This is a genomic window from Allopusillimonas ginsengisoli, from assembly GCF_004153455.1.
Classification (GTDB): domain Bacteria; phylum Pseudomonadota; class Gammaproteobacteria; order Burkholderiales; family Burkholderiaceae_B; genus Allopusillimonas; species Allopusillimonas ginsengisoli.
On sequence record NZ_SDQE01000022.1, the window covers coordinates 1 to 19,713 of the forward strand.

14 protein-coding genes are annotated in these 19,713 nt (G+C 59.3%); 3 read left to right on the forward strand and 11 right to left on the reverse strand.

Going from position 1 to position 19,713, the window contains the following annotated elements; all coding sequences use genetic code 11:
- Together ERE07_RS22205 and ERE07_RS21200 are read left to right on the forward strand one after the other, a co-directional pair.
- Positions 1–1,457: calcium-binding protein (locus ERE07_RS22205; protein ID WP_425331002.1), on the forward strand; the 1,457-nt coding region annotated here is incomplete at its 5' end.
- Positions 1,458–1,946: 489 nt separating this feature from the next.
- A complete protein-coding gene (locus tag ERE07_RS21200) occupies positions 1,947–2,669 on the forward strand; it encodes a Crp/Fnr family transcriptional regulator (protein WP_245153827.1) in 723 nt (240 codons plus the stop codon).
- Here the strand turns inward: ERE07_RS21200 and ERE07_RS21205 are convergent.
- The 10 genes from ERE07_RS21205 to ERE07_RS21250 form a co-directional block, all read right to left on the reverse strand.
- The gene (locus ERE07_RS21205) at positions 2,633–5,092 is read right to left on the reverse strand and encodes a glycosyltransferase (protein ID WP_167671052.1); all 2,460 of its coding nucleotides are present in this window, start codon (positions 5,090–5,092) and stop codon (positions 2,633–2,635) included. The two genes, ERE07_RS21200 and ERE07_RS21205, sit on opposite strands and share 37 nt — an antisense overlap.
- A gap of 7 nt (positions 5,093–5,099) precedes the next feature.
- Positions 5,100–6,125, reverse strand: coding sequence for a glycosyltransferase family 4 protein (locus tag ERE07_RS21210; RefSeq protein ID WP_130011017.1), 1,026 nt, complete (start codon positions 6,123–6,125; stop codon positions 5,100–5,102).
- Complete coding sequence (locus tag ERE07_RS21215; protein ID WP_130011018.1) at positions 6,122–7,432, reverse strand: class I SAM-dependent methyltransferase; 1,311 nt, start codon at positions 7,430–7,432, stop codon at positions 6,122–6,124. The genes ERE07_RS21210 and ERE07_RS21215 overlap by 4 nt, the downstream gene beginning before the upstream one ends.
- A complete protein-coding gene (locus ERE07_RS21220; RefSeq protein ID WP_130011019.1) occupies positions 7,422–8,690 on the reverse strand; it encodes an ABC transporter ATP-binding protein in 1,269 nt (422 codons plus the stop codon). The genes ERE07_RS21215 and ERE07_RS21220 overlap by 11 nt, the downstream gene beginning before the upstream one ends.
- Positions 8,690–9,472, reverse strand: a complete 783-nt coding sequence (locus ERE07_RS21225) for an ABC transporter permease (RefSeq protein WP_130011020.1) — start codon at positions 9,470–9,472, stop codon at positions 8,690–8,692. Before ERE07_RS21225 ends, ERE07_RS21220 begins: the two co-directional genes overlap by 1 nt.
- 31 nt (positions 9,473–9,503) lie before the next feature.
- A complete protein-coding gene (locus ERE07_RS21230) occupies positions 9,504–10,979 on the reverse strand; it encodes a mannose-1-phosphate guanylyltransferase/mannose-6-phosphate isomerase (RefSeq protein ID WP_130011021.1) in 1,476 nt (491 codons plus the stop codon).
- Positions 10,976–12,394, reverse strand: coding sequence for a TolC family outer membrane protein (locus ERE07_RS21235; RefSeq protein ID WP_130011022.1), 1,419 nt, complete (start codon positions 12,392–12,394; stop codon positions 10,976–10,978). Before ERE07_RS21235 ends, ERE07_RS21230 begins: the two co-directional genes overlap by 4 nt.
- On the reverse strand, positions 12,391–13,752 hold the full coding sequence (locus tag ERE07_RS21240; RefSeq protein WP_130011023.1) for an HlyD family type I secretion periplasmic adaptor subunit: 1,362 nt from the start codon (positions 13,750–13,752) through the stop codon (positions 12,391–12,393). The genes ERE07_RS21235 and ERE07_RS21240 overlap by 4 nt, the downstream gene beginning before the upstream one ends.
- A gap of 9 nt (positions 13,753–13,761) precedes the next feature.
- The gene (locus tag ERE07_RS21245; protein WP_209021210.1) at positions 13,762–15,501 is read right to left on the reverse strand and encodes a type I secretion system permease/ATPase; all 1,740 of its coding nucleotides are present in this window, start codon (positions 15,499–15,501) and stop codon (positions 13,762–13,764) included.
- A 205-nt stretch (positions 15,502–15,706) separates the two neighbouring features.
- A complete protein-coding gene (locus ERE07_RS21250; protein WP_130011024.1) occupies positions 15,707–16,813 on the reverse strand; it encodes a glycosyltransferase in 1,107 nt (368 codons plus the stop codon).
- A 78-nt stretch (positions 16,814–16,891) separates the two neighbouring features.
- Here ERE07_RS21250 and ERE07_RS21255 point away from each other — a divergent pair, with 78 nt between their 5' ends.
- Positions 16,892–18,142, forward strand: coding sequence for a glycosyltransferase family 4 protein (locus ERE07_RS21255; protein ID WP_245153828.1), 1,251 nt, complete (start codon positions 16,892–16,894; stop codon positions 18,140–18,142).
- 159 nt (positions 18,143–18,301) lie between these two features.
- Here the strand turns inward: ERE07_RS21255 and ERE07_RS21775 are convergent.
- On the reverse strand, positions 18,302–19,713 hold a 1,412-nt coding region (locus tag ERE07_RS21775; RefSeq protein WP_167671054.1), incomplete at its 5' end, for a calcium-binding protein.

A 19,713-nucleotide genomic window follows, 5' to 3' on the forward strand; every position in this document is an offset into this window, starting at 1 on the left:
CCATCGACGCCGCTTACGGCGACAGCGTGATCCGTGACGGCAATACAGTTCAGCGACTCTCGATCACTTCCACGAATGTGGGGGATATGAGCCTGGGTGACTGCTACACCAACCTGATGGAAAATGCGGCGAATCTGCAGCATTTCATCGCTGAGTCAGCGCTCGATAGCGACATCCATATGGGTCGCGTGGGCACCTGGAAAGGCGCCACAGACCTGGAGTCGATCAAGCTGTCGGTGGGCGTGAGCTCGGAGATGACTTCGCATGGCTTTGAAGCCTACAACTGGTACACCAACAACGGCGCCACGGTCAACAGTGTGGACATCAATGTGCTGAACTCGGGTGAGCTGCATCTTATGGGCGACGGCGAGAGCGCTGTGGTCCCGACATTCTCATTGCTGGATACCTCTACGTCATACATGGCAAACCCATACTGCCCAGGCCCATGGCTGGAAGCCGCATCGCTGAACGCGATGAATGTCAACGTGGCCCAAGGCGGCTTCGTGGACGGCGGCATGAATGGCCTGGTTGGTCTGGACCTGGGCGCACAGGCGGCCGGCAGCCAGTTGAACGTCTCGGGCGAAGGTTCGGTGACCGGCTTTGCATTCCTGAACGACAACGTGTCCACCATCGATGCCACTGGCCTGAAGGGCAGCGGTCTGGTCGTTGCCATGCTGGATGAGGCAAATGCCAGCGGCTTTACCTTCAAGGGCAGCGAGCAGGGCGATCGCGTATACGCTTCGGACTCCGCCGATGTGCTCTACGGCAACGGCGGCAATGACGTCATCCGGGCGCGCGACGGCAATGATATCGTTGACGGCGGCGCAGGCGACGATCTGCTCTACGGGGGTGCCGGCAACGACACCATCAACGGCGGCGACGGCGATGACTTCATCGCTGGCGACAGCGGCGCTGACGTGCTGACCGGTGGCGCAGGCCAGGATGCCTTCTACTTCTACTTTGGCGACGACGGTGCTACCGATGCCGGCAAGTCCACGAATCCGGGCGCGGCCAACAAGCAGGACATCATCACCGACTTCACCTTCGGCGAAGACACCCTGTACATCGATATCGAAGACCGCAATAACGGGTACTTCAACGAAAGTGCAGCGTCGAGCTGGAGCCCAGATGGTCAAAACAGCAGCTACGCCATGTACGTCACGAACATGCCTGGCGCCAACCCGATCTCCTCCGGCGGCTATATCGGCAACAACCTGGATCCGATCCACGTTCTCGTACGCGTGGGTACCTATAACGAAAACGGTACCTTCAACTACAACGTCAATGGCGATGACCTGCAGTTCTTGTTCAATAGCAACGGCGCGGCCTTCAATCCAGCAGACGCCCTTCTGAACAACGGCAATGTCGGATTCAGCACAGCCGTTCATGAAGTGGCCTTGCTGGGCGCCGCCAGCGAGCTGGGCAGCCTGAGCGTCTCGGACCTGGTCTGGGTGTAAACCTGGCGTGAACAAACCGGCCGCGACTGCTTATCGCAGCGCGGCCGGCGCGATGAGATCCAACATTACTTTAAAACTGGAAAGTCGGGCTAGGCAGCAAGCTGTACTTCATCGTGACTGACTATTCTGGTTTTGGTCCCGGCCTTCTTATGAAGCCGGGATTTTTTTTACATTAGCGGCAATCACTGTAAAAACCACCTTTGCCATCCGAGCAAAAAACAATCACAAATTAAAAGTCAAGAAAAACAAACACTCAAACCAATGAAAACGAAATTAATTGAAACACACCAGATGTGTGCTGTAACGACATACATAGACCAATAAGTGTATAAATAACAACAAATTACAGGCAATACGACACAGAAACGCCGACGTAATCATAAATTATGCATTATTTGTGACCTACATCACGAAAGATTAACTTACACCTGTGCTAGATTGACACGTATCACATGTTTTGGCTAATACCTACAAGATTCGGAGGCAACCGTGATCAAACCTTTGGAGCTCTTGCGCAAGCAAAAGCTCCTCGCTAATCTCGACGAGAGCATGTTGATCCAGATACAGCGGGATATCCATGTTCAGCGTTTTGAGCGCCGACAGATGGTGGCCCGGCACGGTGTGGGCTGCGATTCATTAATGATGCTACTGCATGGCCGCCTGCAAGTCGTCGCCCTGGCGGAAGACGGCCGGGAAATCGATCTCGATTTTGTTGAGCCCGGCGATTACTTTGGCGAGTTATCGATTATCGACGGCCAACCTGGATCCGTGTCCATTGTTGCGGTCGCCGATTCCTATATTGGCTTCCTCCCCAGGCACAAAACGCGGTGGCTGTTCCATCACTGTCCCGAAGTCATCGAAGAAGTCCTGCAAAAACTATGCAGCACCATACGTCAGGCTTCCAACCAGCGATCCGTGCTGGGGTTGAATCGCGCCTATTCCCGCGTTTACGCGGTGCTGATGAATACCGCAAAAAACCCCACCGGGCACCTGGTAACCATCGAGAACCTTCCCAACCAGCAGGGGATTGCCGTCCTGGCAAATGTTTCCCGCGAAACCGTATCACGCGCAATCCAGGCATTAGTGAATACAGGAATCGTGCAAAAAGACTACAGCCGGCTGATCGTACGCAAACCCCAAATTCTCGAAAAACTCGCCAAGGGCGAAGCCGAGATTCAGGTGCGCAAGAAACCCCGGGAGAAAGCCGCGTAACGGCGGCCTATCATCTCCCAATCGGCGGTCTGAGCCACCTTGTCATAAGCGCCGCGTATCATCCCCGCCCGATCGCGCAGCGTCATCTGCTCATACCGCTGCAGTGCGCTTACCAAGCCCTCTACAGGCGCACCTTCATCAATGGCGAGGTATTCAGCATCTGCCGCCATCTCGGTGCCTCTCACGCCCGCAGGCGTCGACACCATCAACACTCCTCTTGCCACATATTCCAGCGTCTTGAGATTGGTGCCCGAGCCGCTGGTCACAGGATTCAATCCCACATCGGCCAGTCCCAGCCAGAGTGTCTTCTCCTCAGCGCTCACAACGCCGAGCAGCTTGACATTGTCGGGTTCGCGCCCGGACCCGACACTGCACACCGAACCCATCACCACAAAATCGAAGTCAGGCAAACGTGGGGCCGCCTCAACGACAGTAAGAAAAGCTTCGATATTGGGCAGATGCGCGCTGCCCATAAACAAGGCCATGGGCCGGCGTTTGCCGAAACGCGCCGACAGCGCCAGCCTGCACTGCGCCCCCGCGCCATCCGCCTCGGCCAGATCAACCCCGTTTGGCACAACCTGCACGGGCTTTTCTTGATCCAAGCCATAGAGCGCCGCCAGGCGCTGCGCATCCTGCGCAGAACAGGCAATGACTCCCGCGGCGCCACGCGCACACTCGCCTTCAACGGCTCTGATCGCTTCCACCGCGCCTGCATGCTCACCATACATGCCGCGTTTCAGATCAAACTCAACGTTATGCGCATCGTAGAGGTATCGTCGCCCCGGCGCGGCCCTCTTGAGGGCCGGGTGGCCGTAGGGATGGCTGCAGACAATCAAATCGCTCAGGCTGGCCTCGCGCTGGATGATGTCCAGCCATTGGGGCAGCAGCTCTGGTGATTGCGCGGCAACCAGGTCCACCGTCGAGACGCCCAGCGCACTTTCCACCTCTCCCAGCCTATGATGAAAATCGGCACTGATCGGGGCAACATGCTCCCACAGGTTCTCCGCCAGACGACGTGTTGCTGGTACGGTAACGGACTTGCAAAGATTGGCGAAATGCACATCGAACGACTTTGCGAGCTCACTATAGAGCCCCATCATTCGCAACTGACCGCCACTGACGGGACGATGGACAGAAAACGTGTTGATAACCAGCAGACGGGGTCGTGACGGCCGTCGCGCCAAGGGCCGATAAGACGACAGCGTCTCCGACGACGCACAAGGCGTCCGCGCAAGTTCTGAATGGACGAGCAACCAGTCCCCGAACGCCTCCCAGCTCAGCTGTGCAGCGTGCGCGCGCGCCGCATTACCCATCCGCAGGCGGGCCGGCTCATCTTCCAACAATTGCCGCATGGCCAACGCAACACTATCAACGGTCGGAGATACGACCAATCCGGTCACGCCATCTTCCACCACCTCTGTCGGTCCGCCGCTGTCCAGCGCGGTCAGCACCGGTTTGCCGAATCCCATGGCTTCCACGGTAATCAAACCATAATCTTCGCGCAGCGGCACGAACGGAACGAAGGCTGCCGCGCGGTATTCCTGGCGGACTTGCTCATCGGTCAGCCGTCCCAGGAACTGCACCCCCTCCAGCCCTTCGGCCTGTCGACGCAAGTCCTGCTCCTGCGCCCCGCTGCCTGCAATCCTCAAGGGAACGTGCACGCCGCTCATGCGGTATGCATCGATGATGAGATCGATGCGCTTTTCGCGCACCAGCCGGCTGGCGGTGAAAATCGCAGGCGCGCCCTCCTGCTCCTGCGCGGGTAGTACTAAGGCATCGTCAAGCAAATGCGTAGGATGATGAAAAATCTCGACCGCACATCCTGGAGGAAAATAGTCCTTGCGGTCAGCCACTTCTCGAGCGATAGCGGCATAGCGCTGTATGCGGCCTGGCCGCATACCAATACGATCAAGCAGATGTACCACGGCGCGAGAAAAAGGGCCGGGCAGCGCCGCCACGCTATCCCAGTTATCGCAGCGTTCGCGCGCAGCCAGCAACGCATCAATGACTTCGACCGCCTCCAGTGAGGTCGGTCCCGCGTCCAGCAAAGCATCGCTCACCGCCGAAGGCAGGCGCAGGGTGTCAAGGATGGCCGGATCGAGATGGGTCCGCTGGTTCGAGGGGTAGCTATCGTACAGCCCGCGCAGCGTGTGCTGGAGATATACCATGTGATTGCGATGCCGCACCATCCACGCCGGATACTTGGTGCTGATCACCATGTCGAAGTGGTCCAGGTCCAGCGTGGCGAACATGCGATAGCTGCCCAGTATGCTCAACAGATTGTGCTCGGGGCTCGGTATCTTGATCAGATCGGCCTCGACATCGAGTCGGCTGTTCAGCTCCCGCAGCATGCCCCACCAAAGATTCTCTGCACCGCCTATCACGAACGGCGTCGGGCTGGGTGCAACAATTGCTATCTTCATTCTTGTCTCACTGCATAAGTGTCTCAACAACGTCTGGCCACGTGATGTCATGCGCCATCCATTGCTCGCGTCCGCACAGGCCCATCTCTTGCACCCGCGCGCCATGGCTCGCAATCCAGTCCAGCCTTGCGGCAATGACGTCTGGGTCTGCCGGCTCGACCCAGCCATTCTCGTCATGACGCACGAACTCCAGCAGTCCGCCGCCGTCTTCGCAGACCAATACCGGCTTGCCAGCGCACATCGCTTCCAGGGGCACATAGCCGTAGTCTTCGTCCAGGGCCGTGCAACAAACGGCGGTCGCGCGCGCATAGCAGGCCAGCATTTCCGCCTCGGTGACATGCCCCAGCATGCTTACCCGGTCCGTCAGGCCCAGTTCGGCAACGCGTTCGCGCACCGCAGGCGCCTGGCCGCCCGTGCCCGCCAGCAATACATACAGCTTGCTGTGCATGCGGGCCAAGGCCTCGATCAACAGCATGTGTCGCTTGAGGGTTTCCATGCGACCCGGCATGAAGATATAAGGCAGCGGCTCGCCGCAATAGAATTGATCGGCTCGCGGCGGCGGATGGTAGAGCGGCGTAGCCGATATGCCATTGTGGGTGGCCAAGCGCTCGGCCACGCGTCTGGAGTTGGCGTAAACCCGCTGGCTGCGGGAGAACGCTTCGTTGTCAAAAGCCTGTATCCGGCGTCGCATCGCATATTCGGATTCCAATGCCGTCTGTTCATTGAACAAGTCGTAGACGGCACGGTGCTGGTGCATGATCCACACATGATGATCGGGATGCGACACACCCCATCCCGGAAATTGCAAACTGATCACCCGGTCTATCGTAATGCCGTTTGGTTTCGCCATATCCAATGCGCGCGCAGCATCCATGGCCGCATCAATCGCGCTGTCCGGCGAAAATCGAAACGGCAATCTCAGCACTTCCACCTCGTGCCCGGCCAACTGCAGCGCCCCGGCCAGATTGGCCACATGATGCTCGGCGCCACCCTGGATAAATGGCACATGATTGGCTGTCAGCAGAACCTTCATGACCGCTCTGCCGCCGATGCGGGACGCCAGCCGATTACCGCGTAGTCCTGCGGGCCGCAGAGATGTCCATTCACGCGCTCCGTCAATGGATCCGTACCCGGCACGCGCGCCTCAGGCGGATAAGGGTTCAAGCGGCGCACGTCCAGGCGTTCAAAACCGTGATACGCCAGGAGAAACTGCAAGGCAGAAGGAGTGACCGGGTTGCGATGTGTGAAGTCGTGATAGAAGGTATGGCTACCGACCAGCACGTTCTCCGGGTTTGGTGTTTCGATGAGAATGCTCCCGCCTGGCTCCAGCACGCGCGCTACTTCTCGTATCAGCGTAAACAGCGCAGGAAAGGGAAGATGCTCAACAATATGAAACAGCGTTACAGCGCCCAGTGCCTGGTCTGCAATGGTCGCGATCACATCCTGCGCATCACCACAAGTCACTTGAAGATGCCGACCCCGGCATGCCTGCACCATCGACGGGCTGGCGTCCACCCCCCATGCCTGCAGCCCGTGCTCCTCCAGCAACTCCAGCCACTCGCCTCTGCCGCAGCCCACATCCAGCACCGGCAGCGTGGTCGAGCCCGAAAGCTGGACGAGCCAATCCTCGTAGACCTTGAGCTTGGCCTTTACCTGCTCAGGTGCGCCCCGTCCGTCTTCCTCGAAAGCGATATAGTAAGCGTCAAGCTCGCGCGCAAGCTCGTCGCCTGAATCTGGCGTTTCCTTGGCCATCGCCACAACGGTTTTCTTCAAAACCGTCAACTCCGAAGCGACCTGGCGCAGTCTGTTTGTCTGGCGAATATGCTCGCGCACCAACGACCCCTGCCACGACCAGCGAACACTTAACCACGTTTCATAGCTCCGCGTCAGCCGCCGCCCCAAGCGACCCAAGCGCAGCCGCTCGAGCACGGTTTGCGTACCATACACGACCAGGCCCAGCCACCTGCCTTCCACTGGCACAGCCTTGCGCCGCCCCTCTGCCGAATGGCGCAAATCCAGCGCCAGACGAAGGCGACTACCGGTTAAGCCGAGCATGCGCTCATAGTCACGCTTGCCCTGTGCGTCGGCTTCGCGACCCAGCAGAATGTGGTACAGTCCATCAACCACCTCGCCCGAATTGAAGGAGAAGAGCCTGAGCAGGGATAGATAGTCATTGTCCGAGGCCAAGCCGGTAGCCTGCCTGTGCCCGCTCTGCACGATCTCCTTGACATCGCCGCTTGCTTCGGCCGCTTGGTCGACCAAACGCAAGGCCTCCTCGCGCACGCGACTCACCAGCGACTCCAGTTCTTGCGCTGCCCGCCCGGGCATCTTATTTTCCACGTTCCTCTCCCGCAGCCGGCGCTGATGCCAACTGACGTATATCAACAGTCACAGGCAACTGACAGATCCCCGAGAACATCTGTGCCCCATAAGCGCCAACCTCGAATTCGAGTGCCTGATCGACCCAGTGATGACAGTCATGCACATGGGTATCCTCCGAATGCACCGCGACCGCCACGGTGTATCGACCCGGTGCAAGCCGCAACTCCAGGCCGAACACGCAGGACGTGCGCTGACCCGAGTTCAGGCGCAAGGGTGTCTTCATGTGCAGGGTATTGGTGCCGAACACATCCATGCCGAAGCGGTCGCGAATCAGAAACCCCGCCGTCATGCCCAGGTCTTCGCTGGCATCGATCTCGATTTCAAGCCGCACTTGTTCGCCGCTAAGAAACTTGAGCCCTGCCCGGCCATCTGCCCCGCGCATCCACACATTGTCGATGCGCGCAGCCTGCAAGGAGCCAAAAGAACGTGAAGTGTCGTCCAGAAAACACGCCTCACGGTCGGAAGAACCCGCCATCAGCCGCAGATAATGGCTGGCGGCGAGCTCTGCCGGACCATCGAAGGCCACATGGCCTTCGTGAAGCACCAGCGCGCGCTGGCATATCAATTTGACCGCGCTCAGATCATGCGACACAAACAGCAGCGAACCGCCACGGCTCAGATAGTCACGAATACGCACCATGCATTTTTGCTGAAAGCGCGCATCGCCCACCGAAAGCGCCTCGTCCACCACAAAGCAGTCCGGGTTCGCGTGGATGGCAATGGAAAATCCCAGACGCATCACCATGCCAGACGAATAGGTGCGCACCGGCGCGTCAATAAAGCGATCCAGTTCGGAGAATTCGACGATCTGCTCAACAGCGCGATCCAGCGCGCTTTCCTGCATGCCGAGCAGACGCCCATTAATGCGTATGTTTTCGCGCCCCGACAGCTCGGCGTCAAATCCCGTGCCAAGCTCCAGCAGGCCTGTGATGCGGCCCCGACGGTTGATCTGCCCCGCGTCGGGCAGGAGAATTCCCATGACGATCTTCAGCAAGGTGGATTTGCCCGCGCCATTGCGGCCCAGCACGCCCACGGCCTCGCCGGGCCGCACCTGCACGCACACATCGGAAAGCGCCTGGTACACCTTATGCCTGCGACGCCCCGTCAGCGCTTCTTTCAGGCGATCTGCGGGGTTGTCGTAAAGCAGAAAAGACTTGCTGATGCGCTCAAGATGCAGCAAGGGTGCCAGGTCTGTGCAGGGGTCAGGGGCATTCATCACAACAGATCTCTTAGCTGTTTTTCGAGCCGACCATGCATCCACGCGGCCAGCGCCAACAGGCCCACGCCCAGCACGGCAAGCCCGGTCATCGGCAGATAGCTTGGGAGCCTGCCGTCCAGAACAATGCCATGAATGCTTTCCATGGCCCAATACACCGGGTTGAGCCACACCACTGGCCGCAGCCAGGGAGGCAGAATGTCTGGCACATACACAATAGGCGTCATCCAGAAACCGTACTGAATCACAATGCCCAGCAGGTTGTTGACGTCTGGCACAAAAACGTCCAGCATCGCCAGTACCAGGCCAACCCCGTAGGCCACCATGCATAGCAATCCCACCACCAGCGGCAGCCAAAGCCAGGCCAGGTTCAGGCCATGGCCGATCACCAGCAGATACGCGGCATACAGCGCGAAAGAAATACAAAAAACGACCAGCTCCACCCCGAGCACATAAAGCGGCATCACACCCAGATTGACGGGTATCTTGCGTATCAGCCCCGCCTTCTCGCTATAAATGCCCGCCACGCGCTGCACGGTGTTGGCAAACAAGCCCCACGCCAGAACGCCTGCGATCAGATACACCGTATAGGCATAGGGCCCGGCATAGCTGTTCAGCCTGGCCTTCATCAGATGCGAAAATACCGTGCTGAACAGCACGATCAGGCTCAGCGGCTGTATGAGCAGCCATGCCGCGCCGAGCGCGTTCCCGCGATGCCGGTCCAGCAAATCCTGCCGCATGAACAGCGCAATTGCCGTGATGTCTGCCCGAGAAATACCCATACGCCTGACCATCGCGCCCTGCCCTTTGCTGTCAGGCCAATGCCCGGCCGTAGTTGTCGTCCAGGCGCACGATATCGTCTTCGCCCAGATAATCACCGCACTGGACTTCGATCAGCACCAGCTCGTCAACGCCATGGTTGCTCAGGCGATGCCGTTGCCCGACAGGTATCTGCGCCGATTCGTTGTAGCGCAATACCCCGCAAAAATCGCCGTTTTCTATGGTGGCTTCGCCCTGCACCACCACCCAGTGCTCATGCCTGTGATGGTGCAACTGCAATGACAAGGCCTGCCCGGGCCTGACAACAATGCGCTTTACCTTGAACAGGGGCTGTTCAACCAGTGTGGAGTAATAGCCCCAGGGCCGCATAACCTTTTTGTGATAGCGATATGCCTCATGGCCATTGCGGCGCAGTTCTGCCGTAATCTGCCTGACCTCTTCAACGCTGTCGCGCGCGGCCACCAGCAGCGCATCTTCGGTATCGACAATGATCAGGTCGTTGGCGCCCACCACACCCACGAGGCGTTCACTGCGTATGTAGCAGCCTCGCGCCTTGTGCAATATGGCATTGCCCACAATACGATTATCCTGCTCGTCGGTGGGTGACATGAGTCCGCTGATGCTGGACCATGACCCCAGATCACTCCAGAGCATGGTGTTCATCACGGCCACCACCCGATCGGATTTTTCCATCACCGCCTGATCGATCGACCACACCGGCACTTGGTTGAATGCCTCGCCCTCAAGCTCCATGACCGAACCCGGTTGCGTGCCCAATTGCGTGGCCTGGCAAAGCGCCCGTTCGACATCTGGCGCGATGGCCGGTTGATGCAGATCGAACTCCTTGAGTATCGTGGCGACACTAAAGCAGAACATGCCTGAGTTCCACAGGAACTCCCCGCTTTCCAGAAACTTGCTGGCGCGGGTCGCGTCCGGCTTTTCAACAAAGCGGTGCACGGTGCGCACATTGCCACCGCTGCCCCATGCGCGGCTTCCCTTGTCTACCTGAAGGTAGCCGTAGCCGGTTTCCGGCCGCGTGGGCACAATACCAAACGTGGCCAGATATCCGTTGACCGCAGCGCGCGCGGCGAACTCAACCGCCTCGACGAAAGCCCCCACCGACTCGATCAAGTGATCGGCGGGCAGAATCAATAACAAGGCGTCCGGCCCGTATTGCGTCCTGGCCCAAAGCGCCGCGGCCGCCACCGCCGCAGCGGTTCCCCGCCCTTCCGGCTCCAGAAGAAAGGCAGCGCGATGGCGGCTGCACTTGCCCTGAGAATAGACGTCGCGCGCCATGAAAAATATGTCGCGATTCATCACCGTCAACACCTCGGCCACATTGGGCAGCGCGGCAATACGATCATACGTCTTCTGCAGCAATGACTGCCCGTCATCCAAGGCCATCAGCGGCTTGGGGAACGTTTCGCGGGAAACCGGCCACAAGCGAGTGCCCGCGCCGCCGCATATGACAACCGGGATGATCTGGGGGCCCGCTGATACGCTATTCATCGTTTCTTCCTCGCTACCGCTGGAATAGTGGATTGAACTCTGGCTCCGGAGAACCATTGACTGATCTCGCGGATGTCTTGGTCGGCCAGCCGCCCCGCGAAGTAGAACAGGCGCAGCCGGCTGGTAATCGTTTCGTACTTCGCCTGGGCAAGATCCCGCATCGCCTGGAAACGCTCCTCCTGCGCATTGAGCAAATCCAGATTGACCCGCATCCCTGCCTCCATCCCTTTCTGGGTAGACAGAATCAACACATCGGCAGCCTGTACCGCTCGCTCATACGCCTGCACTTTGGCAATGCCGCTGAGGGTCAGGTCATACTGCTTGCGCACCTCCTCAATAATGCCGGTTCGCAAGCCGTCCATCTGGGCGCTGGCCTTGCGAAACTCCGCCGACGTCTGACGCACGCTCGCACTCACGCCACCGCCCGAAAAGATAGGTACCGAAACCTGCAGGCCCACATAGGCCGAGTCATACTTGGTGTTCAGCGTATTGACGGTTTCCGACTTGTTCGATCCATAGCTCGCCACAACGTCGACGCGCGGCATATGGCCGCTGCGCGCTTTTTCCACCTCTTCCTGCGCAACATTCACCGTCTGGCGCATGGCCCGTAGCGACCAGTTGGCGGACAGGGCCAGATTCACCCAATACTCTCGTTCTGCCGGCGACGGCAACTGTGGCCGATAGCTGGCCGAAAGCCCGAAGAGCGTGGGGGTCGAAGCCAGGTCCGTGCCGATAATGCCTTCCAGATGTTTACGCGCAATCGCAAGCCGATCCAGCGCTTCGAGCTCGCGCGCCACCACAAGCTGATAGCGCGCCTCGGTTTCGGCGATGTCGGTACGCTGGCCTTCGCCATGCTCGAAGTATTGCTGGTTGACCGTACGCTGCTCCAGCAGCGCGGCCTTCTGCGCCTGAGCCAGCGCAATGGTATCGCCGGCCAACAACACCTCGATATATGCTTCGGCCACGCGCAAGGCCAGATCCTGCTTGCGGCTTTCAAACGTCGCTTCGCTCTCTTCCGTACGCGCCTTGCCCTGCCGGTAGCGCGCCCAGTACTCCCAGTTGATGACCGGCTGCTTCAGCACCACTTGCGCAGAATGGCTGCGATATCGTTCCTTTGTTGTTTCGCTGCGCGGACCTGCCTCGCGGGTAATATCGGATACGTTACGCCCGCCGCTGTAGGAAAACTGCACCTGCGGCAACAGTGTTGAGCGGCCTATGTCATCGAACTCCTGACCCGCCGCCGCCTCGTGCATCGCCGCGCGAAAGGCGGGGTCGTTATTCAGCCCCATCTGCCATGCGTCGTATAGGCTCAATGGCGCGGCCTGCGCGACGGACGGCCACTGCGCAAGCGCCACGACACCACACAGAATGAAAGCAATCGCAAGGCTGACGCGGCCCTTCAATACCATAGTCATTCCTCGGTCAACGCCATGTGCGTACGGTCGAGAATAGGCTTGACCAAGTAGTTCATCATCGTACGTTCGCCAGTCTTGATGAACAGCTGCACCGGCATGCCCGGGCGAACCTGATAGCCCTTTAGTATGTCCATGCCCTCGGGCGTGACGCGGGCCTTGACGTTGTAGTAGGGCATGCCGGTGTGTTCATCCAGCAGCCGATCGGGCGCCACCAAAAACACCTGTGCCGGAATGCGCGGCGTATTGCTTTGGTTGAAGGCGGTAAACAGTAGTTCGACCTCCAGATCCATCTGTACCTTGTCGATCAGGTTTACGGGTATCTGCCCCTGCACCTCCATAGGTTCGCCGTCTGGCAACACTTGCATCAGCTTGGCGCCGGCCGCCACGACGCCGCCTTCGGTGAACACTTCCAGGCCGATCACCGTTCCGGTCGCAGGCGACTTGACCTGCGTATTCGCCAGATCGAATTCCAGGGCGCGCAGTTTGCTGACCAACTGCTGCGTTTCGCGCCGACTGTCGCTCAACAAGGCGCGGACTTCTTTCTGAAACTCATGCTTGCGCAGACTGGCCCGCATTTCAAGCTCTGCAATCTGGCTGCTTACGCGCCCCATCGTGCCTTCGTCCGACGCAATTTGTCCGCCTACTTCAGCATGCATACGACGGGTATCGAGCAAACGATTGCGCGGATAGTAACCCTCGTCGGCCAGCGCATTCATGCCCTTGAGCTGTTCGGCCAGAATGGCGCGTTGAGACTGCTTGCTCTTATAGGATTGCTGCAGGCCGGCCAGACCCGCCTTCAGCCCATGCACGCTCTCGGCAATGGTTGCCAGCTCTTTCTCCAACGCCAGCTTGCGGCTGATAAACAGTTGCTGCTGCAACGCCATTAAGGCATTGATCTCATCATCGGGCTCACCCTGGCTCAACACGCCACTGAAGTCGATGTCGTCAGCATTGTCACGCTCGGCAATCAGGCGCGCCTCAATCACGCGCGTGGCGGCCAGCTGCGCGCGCACCATTTCCACCTGCGTCTGCGCAAACGTCGTGTTCATGGAAACGAGCACTTGGCCGGCCTGCACGTGATCGCCATCCTGAACATGGATGCGATCAATGATGCCGCCCGTAGGATGCTCAACCACTTTGCGATGGCCGGACACCACAACCGTTCCGTTCAAGGGAACACCCTTGTCCAGCGGCGCAAAGGAGGCCCACACCATAAAGCCCACGAAACCGACCAGCACAATCAGCCAGCCTTTGCGCGCATAGCGGCGCGCATCAAGGACTGGATCTTCGCTGGCTGCCGGCTTGCCGGGCAGCGACAGTACCCGCGTATTGGCGCTAACAATGTCAAGAGAACTCATGGCTACTCGCTAGGCTTCGCGTTTGATAGGGTTGTTCTGTTCTATGGCCTTGCCAGGCGGCTGACCCCTGGGTTCGCGCATGGCCCGCAGCACATCAGCGGTGGGGCCAAAGGCCTGCATCACGCCATCTCTCAACACCAGCAGGCGTGTGGTTGTGGCCAGCACGTTTGCCCGATGCGTGATCAGCACCACCGTGCAGCCGTTCTGGCGGCAATGGGCAATGGCGCGGGCCAGGGCCGCTTCGCCCGCTTCATCCAGATTGGAGTTGGGTTCATCAAGCACAATAAGGGACGGCGATCCATACAGCGCCCGGGCAAGGCCAATCCGCTGTTTCTGGCCGCCCGACAAGCCCGCGCCATCCTCACCCAGCATGGTGTCGTAGCCCGATGGCAACTGCAGAATCAGGTCATGCACGCCGGCCAACTGCGCCGCCTGCACCACCTTGTCTGAGTCCAGATCGCCAAATCGCGCAATGTTTTCTGCCACCGTGCCCATAAACAGCTCGACATCCTGGGGCAGATATCCCACGGCCTGCCCCAGTTCGTCTTTGTTCCATTGGTAGACATTTGCGCCATCCAGCCTGACCTCGCCCCCCAAAGCCGGCCAGATGCCCACGAGCACGCGCGCCAAGGTAGACTTGCCGCAAGCGCTTGGGCCGATAATGCCCAACACTTCGCCCTTGGGCAGTTTGAAAGAGATATTTCTCAGCACGGGCGGGCTGACGCGCGGCGGAGCCGCCACCAAATGCGAGACGGTAATCACGCCTTCCGGCTTGGGCAGTGACAGGCCAACATTGCGTTCCGGATTCGCGGCCAACAGCGCCGACAGGCGACCGTACGCCGACTGAAAACTGCTCCAGTTGCGCCATCCACTGAGAACACCTTCCACCGGCCCCAGTGCCTTGCCCATCAGAATGGACGCAGCGATCATCATGCCCGCGGTGATCTTGTCCTCCAGCACCAACAGCGCGCCTATGCCCAGCACCAGCGACTGCAGCGATATACGCACCAGCTTGGTCCACGAACCAATCACGGAAGCCTTACGGCTCGCCTCCATCTGTTTGGCCAGGAACGCGGAATGAATCCTGTACCAGCGATTGAGCAAGGGCTGTAGCATGCCCATGGCTTCAATGACTTCCGCGTTTTTCAGCGTCGTCTGCGCTGTATTGGAAGACTGCAATGACAACACATTGGCGTCCGCCAGCGGCTTGCGCGATATGCGCTCGTTGATGACAGCCAGCGTAATGAGAATCAGCGATCCGGCCAGCGCCAGCAAACCGAGCTGCACATCAAACAGGAAAATAACCGTTACATAGATTGGAAACCAGGGTGCATCCAGAAAGGCGAACAAGGTGGGCCCTGTCACAAACTGCCGCACCGTCGTCAAGTCGTTCAGTGCCTGGCCGGCCACGCTGCCGCCATGCCGCAGGTTGGCCTCGAACGCAGCGGTGCAAACGCGACGATTCAACTCGAAGTCAAGCTTGCTGCCTATGCGTATGGCGAGCTGTGTGCGCACGTACTCCAGGCTGGCCAGAACGGCATACAAGCCCAGCACAATGACTGTCAGCATCCATAGCGTGGTTTCGTTGCGGCTTTGCAGTACCCGGTCGTACACCTGCAGCATATACAGGGCGGGCACCAGCATTAAAAAGTTGATCACTGCGCTAAAGGCGCCAATGTCAACAAATGCGCGTTTGCATTTACGCAACACCTCGGCGAGCTCGTTGTTAGGCCTAGCCCTAGCTATCATGAATCCGTATCCCAATATGATGAACCACCCTGCCCAGCTCTGTTACAGAGATCTGAGGAAAGGGTGATTCGTATCGAATTCTGTCTGAAAGTCTCATTTGTTTATGTGACGGGCATCACAAAAGGATGTGACCCCCGTCAAAGCGCGCAATGCGCGCCGGCCGGATAATGGCGTGTTTAGTGCCAAGAGGGGCCGGTTCTCTGCCTCAGGCAAGAACAGAGTGATACAGATGTTTGTAGCGTTTGCGCATCAGGCTGGCTGTGAAATTGTCCGCATAGCGTTCCCGCGCCGCATGCCCGAGCCGGGTGGCCAGCGCGGGATCACTGTGCAATCGGCTGACCGCGGTGCGCAAGGCATGCGGATCCGAAGCGGGCACCACCAGGCCCGTTACGCCGTGAATATTCACGTAACTGGTGCCTGTGCCGATTTCGGCGGATATCAATGGCTTGCCAAACATGGCGCCTTCGACCAGCGTGACCCCAAATGCCTCGGATCTCAGGTGAGACGGAAACACGACGCCCCGGCACAACTCATACAGCGCGCTCTTGTCTTCGTCGGACACTTCTCCCAGAAAGTGCACATTGTCCAGCCCGTGCCGCGCCGCCTGCTGACGGATGTTTTGCAGGTGTGGCCCGTCGCCGGCGATCACCACCCGAAAGCGCGCTCCGCGGGCGGCATCAAGCAGATAATGCAGCCCCTTGTAATAACGGATGCCCCCCACAAACAGAAAAAAGCCGTCGCCCAATTTTGCCCGCCAGGCCGCCACCCGCACGGGCTGCGCCGCTACCGTTGGATCCAGCCCTATGGGTATCACCACGGTTTTTTCGGCATAGTCGCCCAGCACTTCGCTGGTTCGGGCATAGTTCGGCGATGTGGCAATCACCGCGCGCATGCCGCCCAGGAATTTCCTCATCAGCGGACGGTAGAATGGGTAGATGCGACTCTGCTTGACGATGTCGGAGTGGTACGTTACAACCGCTGGCTTGTGTACGCGTGCCATATAGTGCAGCACGTCCGCAAATGGCCAGGGAAAATGATAATGAATCAGATCCGCCTGTTTGACGGCACGGCTGAACATACCCAACGAAGTAAACGAAATCGGCGTCGAGCAAAGCGAGATCTGCGCGTGCGGACGGTAAACACTGACATCGGCCAGCTTCTGCATCGTGCCGCCAGCCGTGGAGACTGTAGACAGCGCAAACACCGCGTGCTCGACCTCGCTATCGCCTCCCTGCGCAAGATGCCGGATCATCTGCGCCACCCCACTCTGTGCGTCGGGATAGTACACCTTGTATACATGAAGTATTTTCATCGGACGTTCTACTCGTTTTGAATTGTTTTATTTGTCGTCATCATGGCGTTGCCGCATGATGCCTACCCAGTGCCTGCCATGACAACTCATCATCCACCCTCGTTATCCGCCTCCTCTTCACAGCGTTCGCCGATACAGATCGCCATGGGAGGAAGCTCCCTGGTTGGCCCGCTCACCGGCATAGGCCACTACACCCGCCATCTGCTGACAGAGCTCGCGACGCTGGGCGTGCAGGGTCACGTGTTCATGAATGGACGCTGGCACACTCCCGACGCTGATGGTCAATGTTCCGATCCATCTCGCGCCGATGAGGGCCAGGCCACCCACAACACGGGGAATCGCACAACGCGCGGCGTGGCGTGGCGTCTGGCGCGCGGCGTCTTGCGGCATACGCCGCTTGCGCGGCCGATCGCCCATGCGCTGCAGTCCGCACGCTTTCGCCAAGGTCTTTCCGGCGCCGTGGCGCTGTATCATGAGCCCAATTTCATTCCCCTCGGGTATGGCAGGGTGCCAACGGTGATCACGGCGCACGACGCATCGTGGGTGCGTTATCCCGAAACACACCCGCGCCCGCGCGTTGCGCATATGACGCGGCATTTTCATGTCGCGCTCGCGCGCGCCGACCGCGTCATCGTCGTGTCTGACTTTGTGCGGCGGGAACTGCTGTCGCTGTTTCCGGTGGAAGCCAGCAAGATACGTGTGGTGCACAATGGCGTGTCCCCCAGGTTCCGTCCACAGGACGCCGCCACCCTTGCGGCCTATACGGCCACGCTGGCGCTGCGGCCCAAATCGTACTTTCTGGCGCTGGGTACGCTGGAGCCCAGAAAACGTCTGGTTGTCGCGCTGCAGGCGCACCAGCGGCTGCCCGCCGCCCTGCGCGCGCGCTATCCGCTGGTCATTGCCGGCCAGAAGGGTTGGCTCGTGCATGATTTCGAAAAGCAAGTCGCACAAGACCTGTCCACGGGCGCGGTCAGAATGCTGGGTTATGTCAGCGACCAAGATTTGCCCCGACTGATCTCTGGCGCGCTTGCCACTCTGTATTGCTCTGTGTACGAAGGCTTTGGCCTGCCGCCGCTCGAATCCATGGCTTGCGGCGTGCTGCCGCTGTGTTCAAACCGGTCGGCCATTCCCGAAGTTGTGGGCGAAGCAGGCGTGCTGCTCGACCCCGACAACCCCGAAGCGTTCACCGATGCCCTGCACCGTGCCATTGAAGACGCCGCCTGGGTAGAACAAATGGGATTACTGGCCATGGCTCGTGCCTCACAGTTCAGTTGGTCCAGATGCGCCCAGGAAACCCTGGGCGTCTACCAGGAATTGCTGCACGCCTGACGCGCCAGCATTCCTTTGCTACAACGCAATCAGGGTGAGCTCGCGCTCACCCCTTGAAACACTGCTGTCAGTCCCTGCTGCAGACTGTGCAGTTAATCACCTTGTGTTCTGCCGGCCGCGCTGCATGAAGCAGTCGCGGCCGGTTTGTTCACGCCAGGTTTACACCCAGACCAAGTCCGAGACGCTCAGGCTGCCCAGCTCGCTGGCGGCGCCCAGCAAGGCCACTTCATGAACGGCTGTGCTGAATCCGACATTGCCGTTATTCAGGAGGGCGTCTGCTGGATCGAAGGCCTCGCCGTTCTTGTTGAACAAGAACTGCAGGTCATCGCCATTGACGTTGTAGTTGAAGGTACCGTTTTCGTTATAGGTACCCACGCGTACGAGAACGTGGATCGGATCCAGGTTGTTGCCGATATAGCCGCCGAAGGAGATCGGGTTGGCGCCAGGCATGTTCGTGACGTACATGGCGTAGCTGCCGTTCTGCGAGTTATGGGAGAAAGCGCTAACATCCCCGCTGTAGTACCCTGAGTCGCGGCCATCGATGTCGATGTACAGGGTGTCTTCGCCGAAGGTGAAGTCGGTGATGATGTCCTGCTTGTTGTCAGCGCCCGGGTTAGTGGACTTGCCCGCGTCTGTCCGATAGCCACCATGGTCGTCGCCGAAGTAGAAGTAGAACACGTCCTGACCATCTCCACCGGTCAGCACGTCAGCACCCCTGTCGCCAGCGATGAAGTCGTCGCCGTCGCCGCCGTTGATGACGTCGTTGCCCCTACCGCCATACAGAGCATCGTCGCCTGCGCCGCCGTCTACGATATCATCGCCGCCGCGCGCCCAGATGACGTCATCGCCGCCGTTGCCGTAGAGCGCATCGGCGGAGTTCGAAGCGTATACGCGGTCGCCCTGCTCGCTACCCAGGAAGGTGAAACCGCTGGCATCGCTGGGGTCAAGCATGTCAACCACCAAACCGCTGCCCTTCAGGCCAGTGGCATCGATGGTGGACACGTTGTCGTTCAGGAAAGCAAAGCCGGTCACCGAGCCTTCGCCCGAAACGTTCAACTGGCTGCCGGCCGCCTGCGCGCCCAGGTCCAGCGCAACGAGATCGCGATACCCAAAGTTGCCATCGACCGACGCGCCGTTGGCCACGTTGACATTCATTACGTTCAGCGATGCGGCTTCCAGCCAGGAGGGTGTGAAGCCACCACTGAATCCGCCCATAAGATGCAGCTCGCCCGAGTTCAGCACATTGATGTCCACACTGTTGACCGTGGCGCCGTTGCTGCTGAGCCAGTCGTAGGCTTCAAAGCCATGCGAAGTCATCTCCGAGCTCACGCCCACCGACAGCTTGATCGACTCCAGGTCTGTAGCGCCTTTCCAGGTGCCCACGCGACCCATCTGGATATCGCTATCGGTAGCCGATTCCGCCACAAAGTGCTGCAGGTTCGCCGCATTTTCCATGAGTGTCTGACGATAGCTGCCCAGCGTCATGTCACCCATGTCTGTGGAGGTGATCGAGAGCTTCTGAACTGTATTGCCGTCACGGATCACGCTGCCGCCGTAAGCGGCGCCGATGC

What these genes read in the sequence shown, in the direction of transcription:
- ERE07_RS21205 (WP_167671052.1), bottom strand. Translation starts at nt 5,092, where the DNA reads ATGAAGATAGCAATTGTTGCACCCAGCCCGACGCCGTTCGTGATAGGC.
- ERE07_RS21210 (WP_130011017.1), bottom strand. Translation starts at nt 6,125, where the DNA reads ATGAAGGTTCTGCTGACAGCCAATCATGTGCCATTTATCCAGGGTGGC.
- ERE07_RS21220 (WP_130011019.1), bottom strand. Translation starts at nt 8,690, where the DNA reads ATGAATGCCCCTGACCCCTGCACAGACCTGGCACCCTTGCTGCATCTT.
- ERE07_RS21225 (WP_130011020.1), bottom strand. Translation starts at nt 9,472, where the DNA reads ATGGGTATTTCTCGGGCAGACATCACGGCAATTGCGCTGTTCATGCGG.
- ERE07_RS21230 (WP_130011021.1), bottom strand. Translation starts at nt 10,979, where the DNA reads ATGAATAGCGTATCAGCGGGCCCCCAGATCATCCCGGTTGTCATATGC.
- ERE07_RS21235 (WP_130011022.1), bottom strand. Translation starts at nt 12,394, where the DNA reads ATGACTATGGTATTGAAGGGCCGCGTCAGCCTTGCGATTGCTTTCATT.
- ERE07_RS21240 (WP_130011023.1), bottom strand. Translation starts at nt 13,752, where the DNA reads ATGAGTTCTCTTGACATTGTTAGCGCCAATACGCGGGTACTGTCGCTG.
- ERE07_RS21245 (WP_209021210.1), bottom strand. Translation starts at nt 15,501, where the DNA reads ATGATAGCTAGGGCTAGGCCTAACAACGAGCTCGCCGAGGTGTTGCGT.
- ERE07_RS21250 (WP_130011024.1), bottom strand. Translation starts at nt 16,813, where the DNA reads ATGAAAATACTTCATGTATACAAGGTGTACTATCCCGACGCACAGAGT.
- ERE07_RS21255 (WP_245153828.1), top strand. Translation starts at nt 16,892, where the DNA reads ATGACAACTCATCATCCACCCTCGTTATCCGCCTCCTCTTCACAGCGT.